The 15,176-nt window shown below is 66.8% G+C and carries 13 protein-coding genes and 1 pseudogene; 5 read left to right on the top strand and 9 right to left on the bottom strand.

The window, feature by feature from the left end; translation table 11 throughout:
• Positions 1 to 5 precede the first annotated feature (5 nt).
• Positions 6 to 1,232 carry a hypothetical protein gene (locus tag E4N62_RS25405; protein WP_230218162.1) on the top strand — a complete coding sequence of 409 codons (1,227 nt, stop codon included), beginning with the start codon at positions 6 to 8 and terminating at the stop codon, positions 1,230 to 1,232.
• Between the two features lie 394 nt (positions 1,233 to 1,626).
• Here E4N62_RS25405 and E4N62_RS25400 read toward each other — a convergent pair whose 3' ends face one another.
• From E4N62_RS25400 to E4N62_RS25370, 7 genes are all read right to left on the bottom strand, one after another.
• Positions 1,627 to 2,604, bottom strand: coding sequence for a transposase (locus E4N62_RS25400; RefSeq protein WP_230218160.1), 978 nt, complete (start codon positions 2,602 to 2,604; stop codon positions 1,627 to 1,629).
• Positions 2,564 to 2,947, bottom strand: a complete 384-nt coding sequence (locus E4N62_RS25395; RefSeq protein ID WP_230218158.1) for a transposase family protein — start codon at positions 2,945 to 2,947, stop codon at positions 2,564 to 2,566. Before E4N62_RS25395 ends, E4N62_RS25400 begins: the two co-directional genes overlap by 41 nt.
• Positions 2,948 to 3,313: 366 nt before the next feature.
• Entirely contained in the window at positions 3,314 to 4,006 is a 693-nt protein-coding gene (locus tag E4N62_RS25390; protein WP_230218156.1) for a hypothetical protein, read from the bottom strand.
• 29 nt (positions 4,007 to 4,035) lie between these two features.
• On the bottom strand, positions 4,036 to 6,378 hold the full coding sequence (locus tag E4N62_RS25385) for a hypothetical protein (RefSeq protein ID WP_230218154.1): 2,343 nt from the start codon (positions 6,376 to 6,378) through the stop codon (positions 4,036 to 4,038).
• Positions 6,379 to 6,398: 20 nt separating this feature from the next.
• Positions 6,399 to 6,830: a hypothetical protein gene (locus E4N62_RS25380; protein WP_230218152.1), complete on the bottom strand. Its 432-nt coding sequence runs from the start codon at positions 6,828 to 6,830 to the stop codon at positions 6,399 to 6,401.
• 259 nt (positions 6,831 to 7,089) lie between these two features.
• A complete protein-coding gene (locus E4N62_RS25375) occupies positions 7,090 to 7,401 on the bottom strand; it encodes a WXG100 family type VII secretion target (protein ID WP_230218150.1) in 312 nt (103 codons plus the stop codon).
• 19 nt (positions 7,402 to 7,420) lie between these two features.
• Positions 7,421 to 7,810 carry a WXG100 family type VII secretion target gene (locus E4N62_RS25370; protein ID WP_230218148.1) on the bottom strand — a complete coding sequence of 130 codons (390 nt, stop codon included), beginning with the start codon at positions 7,808 to 7,810 and terminating at the stop codon, positions 7,421 to 7,423.
• Positions 7,811 to 8,213: 403 nt separating this feature from the next.
• On the opposite strand from E4N62_RS25370, the gene E4N62_RS25365 reads away from it, so the two are divergent.
• Positions 8,214 to 8,549: a DUF397 domain-containing protein gene (locus E4N62_RS25365; RefSeq protein ID WP_230218145.1), complete on the top strand. Its 336-nt coding sequence runs from the start codon at positions 8,214 to 8,216 to the stop codon at positions 8,547 to 8,549.
• Between the two features lie 107 nt (positions 8,550 to 8,656).
• Here E4N62_RS25365 and mycP read toward each other — a convergent pair whose 3' ends face one another.
• Both mycP and eccB read right to left on the bottom strand, forming a co-directional pair.
• Positions 8,657 to 9,895: a type VII secretion-associated serine protease mycosin gene (gene mycP, locus E4N62_RS25360; protein ID WP_230218143.1), complete on the bottom strand. Its 1,239-nt coding sequence runs from the start codon at positions 9,893 to 9,895 to the stop codon at positions 8,657 to 8,659.
• Between the two features lie 66 nt (positions 9,896 to 9,961).
• Entirely contained in the window at positions 9,962 to 11,500 is a 1,539-nt protein-coding gene (gene eccB, locus E4N62_RS25355) for a type VII secretion protein EccB (RefSeq protein ID WP_230218135.1), read from the bottom strand.
• Between the two features lie 175 nt (positions 11,501 to 11,675).
• On the opposite strand from eccB, the gene eccE reads away from it, so the two are divergent.
• The 3 genes and pseudogenes from eccE to E4N62_RS49655 all read left to right on the top strand — a co-directional run.
• Positions 11,676 to 13,010 carry a type VII secretion protein EccE gene (gene eccE / locus E4N62_RS25350; protein ID WP_230218126.1) on the top strand — a complete coding sequence of 445 codons (1,335 nt, stop codon included), beginning with the start codon at positions 11,676 to 11,678 and terminating at the stop codon, positions 13,008 to 13,010.
• The gene (locus E4N62_RS25345; protein ID WP_374117061.1) at positions 13,010 to 13,789 is read left to right on the top strand and encodes a hypothetical protein; all 780 of its coding nucleotides are present in this window, start codon (positions 13,010 to 13,012) and stop codon (positions 13,787 to 13,789) included. The genes eccE and E4N62_RS25345 overlap by 1 nt, the downstream gene beginning before the upstream one ends.
• A gap of 298 nt (positions 13,790 to 14,087) precedes the next feature.
• Positions 14,088 to 14,171 (top strand): annotated as a pseudogene (locus E4N62_RS49655) (SCO5717 family growth-regulating ATPase); the annotation flags it as partial.
• Positions 14,172 to 15,176 lie beyond the last annotated feature (1,005 nt).

Raw genomic sequence — 15,176 nt, 5'->3', positions numbered from 1 at the left:
AGATTGTGCTCACCTATCAGGATGTGATCACCGTGCGGATCAACGTTCTGCGCACGGCGGCCAAGGACTGGGATGATATGGCGGGCGCCTTCGATGAATTGGAGTCGCTTTACGCAGCGAAGGTGGAGGGGGTCGCCACCGATGGCACTTGGATAGGAGTCAGCGCGGGAGCAGCTGGAGACCGGTTCGCGGCCACCCGGAAGCAGTTCGCCGATGCCCAGGTGGAGGCCCGCGCACTCGCCTCGATTCTGCGGGACGCTCATGAGCGGTTCTCCCGGCTGGTCGGACGGGTGAAGGATCTCGCCGTAGAAGCCAAACATGCCGATATGCACATCAACACCATGGGTGAGGCCACATACGACTTCAGCAAGCTCACCGCTATGCGACATGACCCCGAGTACCTTACCCATGTATCGAAGGCCAAGGAAGCCGAAGCCGCTTGGACGGAAGTGATCAAAACCGCCGTGCAGGCCGTCGCCCAAGCCGACCAGGGTGTAAAGCTCGCCCTGCGTGAAGCAGTCGGCATTAAGGGCTGGGCCGGACGCCTGATCGATCAGGCGCTAGGACAGGGGCACAAGTTCAACGGGGCTGCTGTCGACGACATAGAGACATACGAAAGAGGGGCCAAGAAGGAAGAAGAAGAACGGAAAGCCGCGGCCGAACGAGAGAAGGAAAAAGAGGGAGACCAAGAAGAAAACCTGAAGACCATAATCAGGGGCATCAGCTATGCAGTGGATACATTTTCAAAGCAACCGGGAGACGTGGGGACAAAATTTGTAGGCACCACCATCGAAGGGGTTGCAGAATTCACCGGCTTCAATAACACCAAAGGGATTTCCCTGAGTGGATCCATTGGATTTGGTGTAGGCATCGGCGGAGAGGTTTCACTGGTGAATACTCTCACACCCGACGGGCGCTCCCAGATCAACTTGATGTATTCCAAAACAGCCACAACTGCCGGGTGGGACTTCGGCGCGTCAGGCAACGTCGGGATAGTAAAAAGTAACGCGGACGACATCAGTCAGCTCAAAGGAACGGGATGGGACAAGAGTGGTTCATTTCATGCCGGAATCGGCGCCTGGGGGAGCCATCAGAACGCAATTGGGGCGACCAACTCAAAGGGAGAAGATGTTTCCACGTTCTCGGGTGGCATAGGACTAGGCGTGGGAAACGAAGTATCCACTGGATTCAGTCAGGCGGATGGCTGGACGCTTTGGGAAGAAGAGGAATAAGCAAATGTCTTTCGGTGTCATCGGACTCCTATTTTTCACCCTCGGAGTTCTCTTCGCTTTCAATATCGCCAAGAGCGCCGAACGCGCCTTCCGAATCTATGCGCAACTAACTCCAACCGTTGGGACTGCGACCCCGCAAACACTGCGCATTGTGGGCGGATTCTGGATCCCACTCGGAGCGTTCTTCATAATGGTTGGCTTCTTCAGGTGACTTGAAAGCGCTCGAAGACACAGAGGGAAATCTCGACCTCAGGCGATATATCCCCACGCGGACTTCAATCACCCGATCTTCGATCCACTTAAAATCCATGCCCTGCACACCAACCGAGTGACGCCCAGCCCATGCCACACAGAAGTGCCCTGGCAACAGAACGATCCGGGGCTATGAGGGTCTTCAAAGTTGAGCGGTGCGGAGGTGTCCGCGGGCTCGGCGGGTGGTGACGCAGCGTGTGCGTAGGCGTTGGTTGGCGGGATTGCGGAAGCCGTGGGCAGCGCAGGCGGTGAGATTGATCATGCGGTTGATGCCCTCGCTCTTGGCGTTGCTGTGGCCGGTGGCAATGAACGCCTCTATCTCGGGCCACCAGCGGTCGACGGTGACGGCGAGCTGGCGGACTTCGGGGATGTCGGAGTCGGCGCACCAGGTGAGAAACTTGAAGCGGAGCTGGCCGATGCAGTGCCGGTCGGCGCCGGTGCGGGCAACGGCGAGCAGGTCACGCAGCCGTTCTTTCGCGATCCAGGCGGTCAGCAGGGTCATGCCGATGGCTCCGGCATCGATGAGTGCGTTCCACATGCTGGTGAACTGCTGGTCGGTCAGGTCCTCGCGGTTGCGCAGGAGCCGGCGCCTGGCCTTCCACTCGGGGTCGGTGGCCCGGCCGCGCCGACCGCGCAGGGTGGCGGTGATGCGGCGGCGGACGATGTTCAGCATCTTGTTCGCGAGCTGGACCACGTGGAAGTGGTCGACGACCACGGTGGCGTGCGGCAGGCCCGTGCGGATCGCCGCACGGTAGGTGGTGGACATGTCGATCGCGTCGAAGCAGATCTGCCGACGCCACTGCAGCGGGGTGGTGGACAGCCAGGCCAGGACGTCGCTGGGGGCACGGCCCTCCACCTGTCCAAGCAGGCCCTGGATGCCGAAGGCATCGACGGAGCCGGTGTGGCACTGGTTGGCGGCCAGCTCCCAGCGGCCGGTGTCCGGGTTCTGCCGCCACTGCGCGCGCCCGCGCCGGGTCTCGTCGATCCCCAGCACCTGGACCGGCTGAAGCGGTGCCGCGGTCACCGCCTGCCCGGCGGCGCGGAAGGCGTCCATCACGGTCGGCCAGGAAAGATGCAGGTCACGGCCCGCCTGAATGATCGTGGACCCGGCATCGCACACACGCCGGCCCGCTGCGTTCCGCAGCCGAGCAGGTGATCCGGGCACCGGCCGGGACCTGGCTCACCTGCTCGGTGAACGTCCGGCGCGGGCAGGCGGGTTCGGTGCAGTACCAGCGGCGCTTGCGCCACACCAGTTCCAGCCCGCGCTCGCCGAAGGGCAGGTCGCGCGGCCGGGTGATGGCCGAGCCTTTCGCTCTCGTGGCGAACACCCCGCACTCGGGGCAGGCGCGCGCTTGCTCGTCAGTCGTGACCAGGTGCACCCGGCGGATGCCGTTCTCCATCTGCTCGACCCGCACGACGGCCAGGCCGTCCAGGTCGAGCAGCAACGTCGTATCGTTGTCCAAGCCGGTGGTTTCCGGTGATCAGTCTGCGTAGAGAACAGAAATGAACACTCATGGCCACGGGCATCCTGCTGCCAGGCCCCAACAACACTGACCATCACGCTACGTGACAGCCAATCAGCCTGCCTGAACCGACGCACCGCTCAAGTTCGAAGACCCAGGTTGCCGACTCTGGTGTGTCGATCTACGAGTCGTCGAGGAGCGGGTTGGAGCTTCCGCGCCAGAACACGTCCACGCTGTCGCACACCCGTATCGCCGCCACGAACGGTCGGGATCGGGCGCTTTGGATTTCGTGCCGGTGGCGGACTCAAGGCCATTGCAGTGACAGAAAGGCGCCTTGATCACGGCCGTTTCCGCATACGTCAAGGGCTACGCGGGATCCAGCACTGGCTTAGCGGGGAGCCCTCCGTCGTTCTCGCAGCGCAGTTGCTTGGCCATGGCAAGCGAGACGGAGTGGGCCACGGTCGCGTAGGCGTCCTTCAACGCCTTGAGGTCACCCTCGGGTTCATGAAATGGATCCCGGTGCTCCACGCCGATCACAATATGGGCCGCATCCGACGAGTCACCCAACTTGTCGCTCTTGCATGCGAACTGGACGTACGCCTTGTCTGCCGCCGCCAAGGCCTCCTCCCCCATCTTCAGCACGGTGAACTCCGGGGCCGCTGGCCCGTCCGTCGGGGCACTGTCGGCCAGCCTCCAAGTGATTCTGAGTTCGAAGTCCGGTGTGCCGAGGGGCGTGTAGACGCGGCAGGCGTCCCCGCGATACGTCATGGGGTCCCCGAACGCCATGGCCAGGTTCGACGCGGCCTGCGCGACGGTGTACTGCTCTCCCGACGCCTCGAAGCGCGACGACCCCGTGATCACCTTCAGCGCTCTGGAGGCGTCGGCGGACATGGCCCTGCCACCGCAGAGTTGTGTCCCCGCCACGACCTTGTAGTCCTTCGGAAGGCCGTCGTCGTCTTCGTCTCCTCCACAACCGGTGGCCCCGAGAAACAACGAGCCGGCTATGGCCGCGGCGAGGAGTCCCCCGCGTACCGACCTGCGATTGATCACTGTCCGCATCCTCACGTGTCCTCGGCCGTCCACCGGCCTCAGCCGGTCTCCGGGTCGTTGCCCTGCTGGTTCTCCCGGTCGTTGCCGACCCCGTAGCCGATCACCATCGATTCGCGCAGGTCCCGTGCGAACGGGCTTTTGAGGGGTTCCGCGACGTGACGCTCCAGGAAATCCTCCATCGGAGCCTCGGCCATGCGCTCACCGCCGGAGTAGATCGCCGTCCTCTCCTCCCTGGTGAGCTCCTCAATCTTCTCCTTGTGCTCATCCACGGATTTTTCGGACATATCGCCGACCATTTGACCGATGACCTGTTCGGCAGCACCACTGGCGGTATCGGTCGCCAGCGGGATGAGCACCGCGGCCGTGCCCACGGCCGCGGTCGCGGGCAGGAACGCGACGCCTGCCGCGATGCCCGCCGCTGCCCCGAACTGGACCCAGCCCGCTCGCTTGGCGACCGCCTTCTCGTAGTCCTCGTGGGTCTTGAGGTTCGTCGCCTCCACCTGGTCTGCCCGGGACTGGTCGAGCATGCCCTGCACCTCGGCGCCCACGAGCACGGTCGCCCTGGCAGCGCCCTCATTGATCTTTCCGTCCGGGCCCACTGTCCCTTCCAGCACGCTGCAGGTGTAGACCTGCTCCGCGGTCGAGAGCGTCGCGTAGGCGTCCGGGTGCTGCCCCAGGGTGCTGAGGAAGCCCCGGACGATACTCCGCCCGTTCCCGTCCGCGAAGTCGATGTGCCCGTCCGGATTCCTGCCCGGGGCGAACACGCTGTCCGGATGGTTCTTGTCCAGCGCCCAGTTGATGTCGTCGATGTAGCCGCCGCCCATGACGCCCAGGCTGTCGGCCAACGCCTCGTGATGTTCCTTCAGCAGACCCGGGTCCGCACCGTACTTCTCCATGACCTGCTGCATGACCGCGGCGTTGTCCGCGTCCCGCACCACGCCGGCGTCCGGGTGCCCGGCCGGATAGCCGAGGGTCGCTGCCTCCAGGGCGTGGCCAAGGGCGTCGGGCATCTGGTCGAGCGACTCCTTGAGCTCCTTCTCGTCGAGCGAGTTGACGTCGGGGAAGGACTCCCATTTATCGCTGCCGAAGAAGTCGAAGTAGTTGTCGATCGCCTCGCCGTCCTTGCCTTTCCCGAGGGCGGCCGTGGCACCGTGGTTGACCGTGCCGTCCTCGTTGTACGCGGTCGGGGGGTCGGTGAAGAACTTCTTCGCCGCTTCCGGACTGTTGCCGAGCGCTTCCAGCATGGCGGTGGCCGGGTCGTAGCCGGCCCCGTTCACTCCGGAAGGGTTGAACGGGTTCTTGAACGGACTGTTCACCACCTTGTTCTCGGCGAACATGTACGGGTCCTTCGCGTGCAACTGCGCCACGTGTTCGGCGATCGGGTTGAGGAACTTTGCGTCGTAGTTCCCGTACCGCATGATCCCGCCGAGCAGTTGGTATCCGAACGGCCCTCCGTAGTCGTGTTTGGACAGCGGGATGCGCTCCGTACCCAACTTGCGGAGCTCCGGACTCCACTTGTCGGCGAATTCCTTGTCATGGGAGGCGGTGGCCAGGTTGAGGCCGAGGTTCTCCTGGAGCTGCTGGACGTCCTTGAGTCGCTCCGGGTCGACCTTGCCGTACTCGTACGTGTCTGTGGAGAGCTGACCGAAGAACGCGAGGGACTTCTCGGGGCCGAGCCTCTCGTAGAAGTTCTTGGAGAACTCCACCGACTTACTGTTGTCCTTCAGCAGTTCGTTGAGCTGCTGAAGTTCGGAGTGTGTGAGGTCTCGGCCCTTGCCCGCCAGAGCGGCGGCCCGGGCGGCTTCCTCCTGGTCCAGCTTCTTGTACGTCGGAGCGCTGAAGTCCTTGCGGTCGGTGACATTGGCCTCAAGGGTGTTCCTGAGGGCGACATCGGTGTCGTTGCAGTTGTCGACGATTAGGTCGATCCTCTTCTGCCACGACTCGATGTTCCGCTGTTCCTCCCGTAGAAGATCGCTGTAGTCGGGGTCGTGGCGCGCCGCGGGGATCTGGGACAAGGGGTTTTTCGCCATGACCTTGCCGCTGCCGTCCACCCGGATACCGGCCGCGGGCCCCTCGTGGTCCCGGATGTTGATCAGGTCGTCCTTGGCCTTCTTGATGGCCGCGTGACCCTCTTCCAGGATCTGCTTCACGCCCTTGGCCTCGGCCGCGGCGTCCGCGAACTCCTTGGCCGTCTTTCCGATGAACGCCTTGGTGACCCCCGCGTTGACGCCCTCCCAAGAGGCTTTGTCCGCCTTTGCCTTCATCCCGTCGGTGGCGTCCGTGGCAAGAGTGTCCAGCTTCTTCGCCATCTCCGACCAGTCGTCGACGGCGGCCTTCAGCTTCGCCACCGGCGCGTCGATGATGTCCTCGTACTTCAGCAAAGTGTGCGCTCCCCCGAGCCCTATTTCATGTGTTCCGTGAGCGCAGATATCCGGGTCAGATCTCCCACGATCTTCACCTCGTCCCTGGCGTCTTGGGCCTTGCTGTAATCGAGATGATTCGAAATCTGAGCGCAGGCGTCCAGCAGCGTCCTCAGGTGGGTCTGCCAGTAGTCATGCACCTTCAGCACGGATGAACCGCTCACGAAGTTCCCGTTGGTCAGCGCTATCGCCGCGTCGAACGTGGCGGGACGGGCGATGTCGCCCTCCTTCGCCAGCCGCCCCAGCAGGTCATACGCCTCATTGCCGATAGCGCCGAGGTCGTCCCGATTGACCACTAGGTCTTTTCCGCCACCACCACCTCCGCCGCCCGCGGCCGGAACGCTGTTGATCTGCATGGCAGTCCGCTCGGCCGCCGCCGCGCGCAGTTCGGCCCATTCTTGTTCGAACGCCATGAATTCCTCTCGAGTCAATCCGGGCAGGTCACCCCACCACATCCGTGCGGTCGGCGTACGCGTGCCAGCGGCGGTGGTACAGGCGGGCGCGGTGTTGATGGCAGGGGCTGCGCCAGGTGGACCACTACAGCACGTGCTCCACGGCAGCGAGCTGACGGCCCGACCGAGGTTCCTCTTCAGTCTCCGGAGTCTGTTGGGTGACCGTTGTCAGCCCACGGGGGGCAGCGTGTCCCGCTGCCCCCCGCCCCTCAGCCGTGTTTCAGCCCATCAACATGCGGATGCGCTTCGCGCCATCCAGGTCTGTGCCCTGGTAACCGACGACCGACCTGTCCAGGAGGCTGGCGATGACATTGAGCTGCTGGGCCATGGCCTGCATCTCGGTGGTGTTCTTGCGCTGGATGTCTCCGTACGCCGTCTTCGCCTCGCCCTCCCAGGTCTCGGCGACGCGCTTCACCTCCTGCATGAGGACTTCGAGTTCCTGCGTGAGGTCAGTGGCTGTCTTGCGGACGTCACTCGCCGCCTGGGTGACCGTGGCGTAGTTGATCGCTGTGCGGTCGAAGCCTGTACTCATCGTGGGTCTCCTCCGTGGCTCAGGCGAGGCTGGTGATGCGGTTGGTGGTGTACGTCTGGCCTCCCATGCCGGCCTCGGCCTGGGCCTGGGACTCCGCGGAGTTGTCCACCTTCCGGATCTCCGCGATGCGCTCCTGCTCGTGGTCCTCGAACCCGTTGACGGCCATGCGCATGACGTCTTCCAGGTCGACGAGGTTGTCCTGGAGCTTCTTGAGGTGGACGTTCACCTCGCGTTGCACCCTGTCGTACTCCTGGCTCGCGGCACCCTGCCAGCCGCCCTGGATCATGTCCACGACGGTGTTGAGCGACGTCACTCGTCGACTCACCTCGACGTGGAAGTTCTGGATCTTGTTGGCAAGCGCGATGAGTTGGTCGTTCTCGCGTTTCTGGTCCGCCGTGATGTCACTCACAGGTTCTCCACCCTCCTCTTGAAGTAACGGCGGCACCGACCGCCGCGACGCGTCCATCGAGGCCCGACGTCCACATGCCAGGCGGGCAAGAATCACCGTGATTGCCACGCGTCGCGCGGCCACAGCGTTACACCGCCCCCGTGTCGTACCACCCATGTGATACCGCATACCACTCTAGTCACTTGACGTGACGCTTCCAACTGCAAAGCCGTAACAGGGCAGTTCAAGGGCTGAGCAACTATCGGGACAAGAGTGGCACGAGAAATTCGGGTGCGAGCGGGCGGTGACGCAGGCATCGCTCCATGTGACACGTCGCTGTTGGGTCAGTCGGTCACGGAGTTGCCACCACACAAGTACTGTGAGTGCGTAGCTCGTTCGTACGTCGGGAAGGAACCGCGCCGTCATGGCCGATGGGCTGGACAGGGATGCCGAGAGGGCACTCAAGGAACGCAAAGAGCGCGAGAAGGACGAGCTGTACGCGCTCGACATCTCGGGGGTGGCGTGGCACAGCGCGCCGGGCACCGAGGAGCACGAGGAGCGGGTGGAGATCGCGTACCTGCCCGACGGTGCCGTGGCCATGAGGTCGTCGCTCGATCCGGACACGGTGCTGCGGTACACCGAGGCCGAGTGGCGGGCCTTCGTCCTCGGAGCGCGGGACGGGGAGTTCGACCTGGAACCGGCGCCTCACAACAGTGGTCGTGACGGCGGCCTCGACCAAGACGTCGACGCCCCCCGGTGAGAGCGCGTCAGTGGCTGGAGCTGCGGGGCGGGTGCCCGGCCTGACGGCCGCCGCGCGGTGCGCCGGGCCCCGAGGTGAGCGGAGAAGGCGGGGCCCGAAGTTCGTGCTCAGGCGCCCCCTCCGCGCCTCCGACGGCGCAGATCACGTAGAACGACCGCCGTGCCCGTGATGACCGCGACCACGGCCGCGGTGAGGCCGAGGGCGTACGTGGCGTAGCGCTCGTCGCGTTCGTGTGGGGTCTCGGCGAGGGAGAAGCGGGCGGTGTCGGGGGCTGCGGGCTTCGACACCCCGGGGTCCGGGCTCGGTGACGAGGGTGGGTCCTCTAGATCGGAGTCCTGGACGGCTCGGACCGGGTCCACGACCCCCCAGCCGACGAAGTTGTCGTGACCGTTGACGGAGCGTTCGGCCGTCTGCTCGATCTGGGTCACGATCTGGGCGGTCGACCAGTCCTGGTGCTTCTCCTTCAAGAGCGCGACAACGCCGGCGACGAACGGCGCGGAGAAGCTGGTGCCGTTGTCAGTGCACTGGCCGCCCCCCGGGACCGTGGACACGATGTCGACACCGGGGGCCGCGACGCCCACGAACTCGCCCGCCTGTGAGAAGGAGGCTCGTTCGTTGTTCCGGTCGGAGGACGCCACCGCGAGGACGCCGGGGAAAGCCGCCGGGTAGGTGTTCTTGTATGTGCCGTCGAGGCCGTCGTTGCCCGCGGAGGCGACCACGACGACGTTCTGGGCGATGGCGGCGCGTACCGCCTGAGCGAGCCTGGACGTGCCGGACAGGGGTTTCGTCGTGTCCTGGGAGATGTTGATGACGTCAGCCCCCTGCGACACGGCGTAGGTGATCGCCTCCGCCATGGAGTCCGAGTCGCCGCTGTTCTCGGCGTCGTTCTGGCGGATCGGGATGATCGTGGCGTTGGGGGCCAGGCCCACGAAGCCCGTGTCGTCGTGCGGCCGGGCGGCGATGATGCCCGCGACCTTCGTCCCGTGTCCCTCCCGGTCGTTCGTGGGATCGGCGCCCTTGCCGGTGGTCAGGAAGTCACGCCCGGCCGCCTTGTCGACCGCCGTCTTCAACTGTGGGTTCCTGTCGTCGACTCCGGTGTCGATGACCGCGATCCGAATGCCCTTGCCCTTGTCCGTACCCTGCCAGAGCTCATCGAGGAGCACCCGCTGCAGTGCCCAGGGGGTGCCCTTGACCGGCTTGGCGGGGAAGGTGCACTCACCGCTGCCGTCCAGCCGCACGGGCACACGTGCATCGGCGGAGACGTCGACTCCGGTTTCAGGCGGTGCGGTGCTCAGCACAGCCAACAGCGCGGCCGCTGCCGGCAGCGATTTCTTCTTCGGCGACACCTGTACGTCGCTCCCGTCCTTCTGTCGTGTGAAGCCGTGGCAGAGGTGGTGGGCCGGCGCCCGTCCTCACGAACCCTGTGGCTGTCGCGCGCTGTTGGTGTCGAGGCGGGGGCCCTTGGCCAGGAACTCCGACCAGACCAGCGGGACCTTGGCCGGCCGGACGTTCTCGTAGCCGAGCTTCACCTGGGCCTCGCTCAGCTCAGGCGTCCCGTCCGACGTCTTCTGCTTGCCGTCCGTGCCGACGCCGGACTGCTCGCTGTCGCTGTCGCCGTTCGCCTGGACGGCGTACCGCAGGCCGGTGTCCGTCACGAGGAAGAGTGATCCTGAGTCGGTGTCGGTGCCCTGGATCTGGGTGTAGAGCAGTCCCGTTCCGGGAGTGACGTACGTGCTCGCGCCGCCTGCGGCGATCTCGGCAGGGTACTCGCTGCCCGCCCAGGTGCTGAGCGTGGTGTCGTTGTCGTCGTCCACATCGCGCAGAACGCTGCAGACGGTGTTGCGGCCCGATTCCGCGGAGGCGGAGTTGACCATGGAGGCGCGCCGTGCCGGCCAGTTCGCCGGCTGTCCGGCGAAGGGGCTGCTGTCGGCGGTGAAGTCCTGGAGGCCCACTTTGGCGGCCTCACTGTTCATGTTGAGGACGCCGGTCCGGGGCGAGGTGATCAGCAGCCAGGCGGTGAACTCGCTGACGGGCTTCACTTCGCCCGGCAGCACGACGTAGTACTTCTTGCCTTCGCCCGTCTCCGTCTCGAGTACCATGCCGACCCGGTTCTCGTCGTTCGAGAGCTGGCCCGGGACTCCGGCCGGAGAGCCGACACCTGCGGGGAGCTCGGGGAACGCGATCGGGTCGCCCTTGTGCAGGGTGTCGATCCACTCCTGCGTGACGAGCTGCGGCTGCTTGGAGCCCACGAGCGCGTCCGTCAGCTTCCGGTCGTCCTCTTCCGTGGCCGCCCCCGCGACGGGGTACGCCTTCCCGGCGGCGTCCACCAGATAGCGTTCCCCGGTACGGGTCTTGACGTACAGGACCTCGCCGCCGGAAAGGCGTTCGGAGCCGTCCGTCCTCTTCGCGTCCCGATCGGCGAGGACGAACGTCGCCTCCTGAACCGTGCTTCCCTTGCCGCCGGGCTGCTCGCAGACCGCCCATCGTTTGGCCACGCCCGCCTCGTCGGCGGTCGGGAGCCGGTCCGGCGCGTAGGGGATGCCGAGGATCGGACCGCGGGGCGGCTTGCCCGAGTCGAGGATCTCGTCACTGATCTGGACGACCTGGTAGTCGGCGCCGTTCATGAGCAGACGGGCGGAGGCCAGATTGAGAACAGGGTGCAGGCGGGTGGTCCCGTCCGTCTTGAGGACTACGTAGCGCGTCGTGGACTGCTTTCCCACGATGACCCGGGTGCCCGGCTGGTTCCACCCCTTGGGCGCGGTCGGCTGGAACATGCCCCAGGCACCGAAGACGCCCAGGACGAGGGCGCCGGCGATCAAGCTGGGTACGACGGCCCGCAACGGCTTGGGAGCGCCTTCTTCCGAACCCCAGGGGGACGGCTGGAGAAAGGCGGCCAGAGTGCGTCGCTTCGCGAACGTGTAGGCGTTGAGTTCGTCCCGCCGTGATGCCATGAGTGCCTGTTTCTCCCCGTACCGCGTCCCGGGGGCAACGCCCCCGCACTCCGCTGTCAGACCCGCCCCTACTATGCCTGTTGCGCCACTGCGCACGTGGGGCGGGTAGGGTTCGTTCCCCATCGAGGCCGCTGTCGAGTGGGGCGTTTCAGGTGACTACGGGGGGTTTGCAGCAATGGCTTCCGCACGCCGGACGCGATCACGATCGCGTACTGAAGCGGTCGACCCGCGTTCCGCTCCTTCCGCCGTTTCCCCGGCCCCGCCCGCGGTGACGACGTTCGCTCCCGGTCCCTTCGCACCGCATCTCAAGGCGGGTTCCGGGCACTTCGGCGCATTCCGGTTTCGGCAGGTCCTCCTCGTCGAAGCGGCCGCCGCCGTGCTGCTCGTCGGCTGGGCGGTGCACCCCCTCGTTCTCGTGCCCGCGGCCCTCGTCGCGAGCCTGCTGGTGCTGCTCGCAGTGGTACGTCGCCGGGGGCGTTCGCTGCCCGAATGGCTGGCCACGGCAAGGGCGTTGAAGGCACGGCAGCGGAAGGCAGCCGAGACTGTGATACCGCCCGGGACCGAGCCAGGTCTCGCGCCGGCGGTGGAGTGCGACCCGACGCTGCGGAGCTACACCTACCGCGGGCGGGACCGGCGTGCCGTCGGGATCATCGGGGACGGCACGTTCGTCAGTGCCGTGTTGCAGGTCGAGGCGGACGCCACGGCGCTTCGGGCGGACAGGAGCCGGCAGCCGTTGCCGCTGGGCCTGGTGCGGGACTCGCTGGAGGTCGACGGGATCCGGTTGGAGGGGGCGCAGATCGTGCTGCACACCCAGCCGGCGCCCGCGATCCAGTTGCCCCAGCAGTCGGTGGCCGTGAGCAACTACGCGCCGCTGCAGGCCCAGACGGGTACGCCGGCCATCCGGATCACCTGGATCGCGCTGAAGCTCGATCCGGAGCTGTGCCCGGAAGCCGTGGCCGCGCGCGGGGGCGGTCTCCTCGGGGCACAGAAGTGCGTGGTGCGGGTCGCGGACCATCTGGCCAGTCGGCTCACCGGGTCCGGATTCCGTACGACCGTGCTCGACGAGCAGGAGCTGATAACCGCCGTCGCCACCTCGGCTTGTGCCAACCCCCTGGTGACGGCCGAGGCGGGGCGTACGGAGACACCGCAGCGACGGACCGAGGAGTCCGGGCGCAACTGGCGGTGCGACAACCGTCGGCACACCACCTACTGGGTGCGGCGATGGCCGCAGTTGGGTGGCCGGGGTCCCTCCCTTCCGCAGCTCGTGGGACAGCTGACAGCCCTGCCCGCACTCGCCACCACGTTCAGTCTGACCGTGGCACGCGGAGTGCGACAGGAGGTGACGGTCACCGGACACGTTCGGGTGACGGGCCGTGGCGACGACGAACTCGTCGTCGCCCGTCGCGCGTTGGAGCACGCGGCCCGGCAGGCCGGGACCGGGCTCGCGCGGCTCGATCGTGAACAGGTGCCGGGCGTCCTCGCCACGCTGCCCCTGGGAGGTGTTCGGTGATGACCATGACCGGTACGGGCCCCCACGCACCTGGTTCCACCGTTCCGGAACCTTCCATGGGTGAGCGGATGCGTGAGCGGTTGCGTTCCGGGTTCGGACTGATCGGGCCCCGGCACGGACGGCACGCGCTGTCAGTGGAGCAGTTCGACTCGCTCGCGCTGCCCGTCGGGGACGACGGCGTCGTCATCGGCGTCGACGCCGAGAGCCGACCCGCCGTCCTCGGGATCAACCGACCCACCCCCTATGACGTCGTCCTGATCGGCGGACTGTGGACCGCCCAGGTACTCGCGCTGCGCGCGGCGGCCACCGGGGCGCGGGTCGCCGTGGAGACTGGGCGCGCGCAGTCCTGGATGCAGTTGGTGCACGCGATGGGCGGCGGCCAGAACGGTCTGGCCGTGTACGACGTCGGGCGGGTGCCGCCGCAGGGTGCGTCAGCCGCCGGTCCCGTGCTGGTGGTGCGTGATTGCGGTATGCGGCCGCCGCGCGGTCGGGTCGTCGCCGGGCCCTGGCAGTCCGTACTCACGCTGTTGCCTTACCTCAGCCCGGTGGCTCCGCGGCTCATCAGACAGGCTCGTCTGGTCGGAGTGCAGCGGGTCTCGCCCGACGAGGCGGCGGAGTTGGGGCGCACCATGGCTCTGCCCCGGGCGGACGTCGAGTCGTTGCCCTCGCTCGCCGACGGTGTCACTCTCTGGAGTGCCGACCGTGACCGGCAGTACGTGATGACCCAGCCGACCGACGCCGAGATCGGATTGCTGGGTACGCCCCGGCGGATGGACTGACGGATACGACCGCCTCGGGGTACCGGTCCCGTAACCCTTCGCCTCCCTCTTCTTTCGAGTTGTTCACCTGCAATGACCGATTTGTTGACACTCGTTGGGGATATGTGTGCCATCTCAGGGCAGGGCGTGACGGAGCGGGCAGGCACGGAGGGGTGGACGGGCCTGCCGTCATGGCGCTTGTGGTGATTAGGCTGGGACCGGGGGCGCACATCACGACGTCACGACGACACGGCTCGAACGACCAGAACGGTCGGCCCCGGCACGGCTTTGAGGGTGCTCGACCACACCAGGAGGAATTGTGAACAGCGATCGGGACGGGATCCGCGGGGGCTGGGCCACACCCGGCGATGACCAGTCCGACGCGGAGTCCGCCGTCGAGGCGACGGGCGAGTTCACCATCGACTACGCGCCGCCTGCCTGGTACACGCAGAACGCTTCTTCGCAGGGGGCCGGTTCGGAATCGGGGTCGGGTTCGGGTGCGGCTGCGAACGCTGACACGGGGGTGGGCGCGGGGAGCATGCCGTCCCCCGGCGGGGCCGTGACGCCTCCGCCCGCGCCGCCGGTCGGTCCGCCTGTCGACACGTCCGGTGCGCCGGTTGGCGCTTCGGGTGGCACGTTGCCGCCGCCCTGGCCTCCGGTGGCCGCCGCGCCCGAGGCCGGCGGCCAAGGTGCGGACATCGAGAGTGGCGCGACCATGCGCATCTCCGCTACCGCGTTGAAGCGTGAGATCGCGGACGTGGCCGTGCCCACGGGTGCCTCCAGCGAGCCTGCGGGTGCGGGTGCGGCTTCGGGTGCGAGCGAAGACAGTGGCGCCGCCTCCGCTGCCGCTGAGGTCGTCGAGACGTCGGGGGATGCCGCCCCATCCGGCGAGGGACACGGCGCGGCGAGCGGCCACGGTCAGCACGGCGAGGGAAGTGGCAGCGCCGAGGGTTCTGCCGCCGAGGTGGCGTCTGGCTCTGCCGATGCCGCTGAGGGCGAGCAGTCCGGCGGCGTCGCGGCCTCCGAGGACGTCTCCGCAAGCGTCACCGATGCGGCCGAGCCGGTGGGTTCGGGATCTCAGGACGCCGTTGCGCAGCCTGCCGGTCCGCAGGAACCGTCCGCTCAGGGCTCAGACCCACAGGAGCCGTCCGCCCAGGGCCCGGATTCGCAGGACAGTCCCGCCCCCGGCGCCGTCCCACAGGGAGCTCCCACCGAGGGCATCGCTCCGCAGGGCGCGGCTCCGCTGGACGCGACTCCGCAAGATGCCCTTCCTGAGGATCCCGCCCCGCAGGACGCCGCTCCCGACACCCCCAAGGCCGCCGATTCCTCTCCCGGCGCCGAGCCCCGGGCCACCGCTTCGCAGGAGTCCGCTCCCCTGCCACCGCGCCTCAGGGTGCCACTCCTCGGG

Source organism: Streptomyces sp. MNU76 (genome assembly GCF_020982545.1).
In the GTDB taxonomy this organism is placed as follows: Bacteria; Actinomycetota; Actinomycetes; order Streptomycetales; family Streptomycetaceae; genus Streptomyces.
The sequence above is the reverse complement of the archived record's forward strand: the minus strand, read 5'-3'. Positions and strand labels throughout refer to the sequence as shown.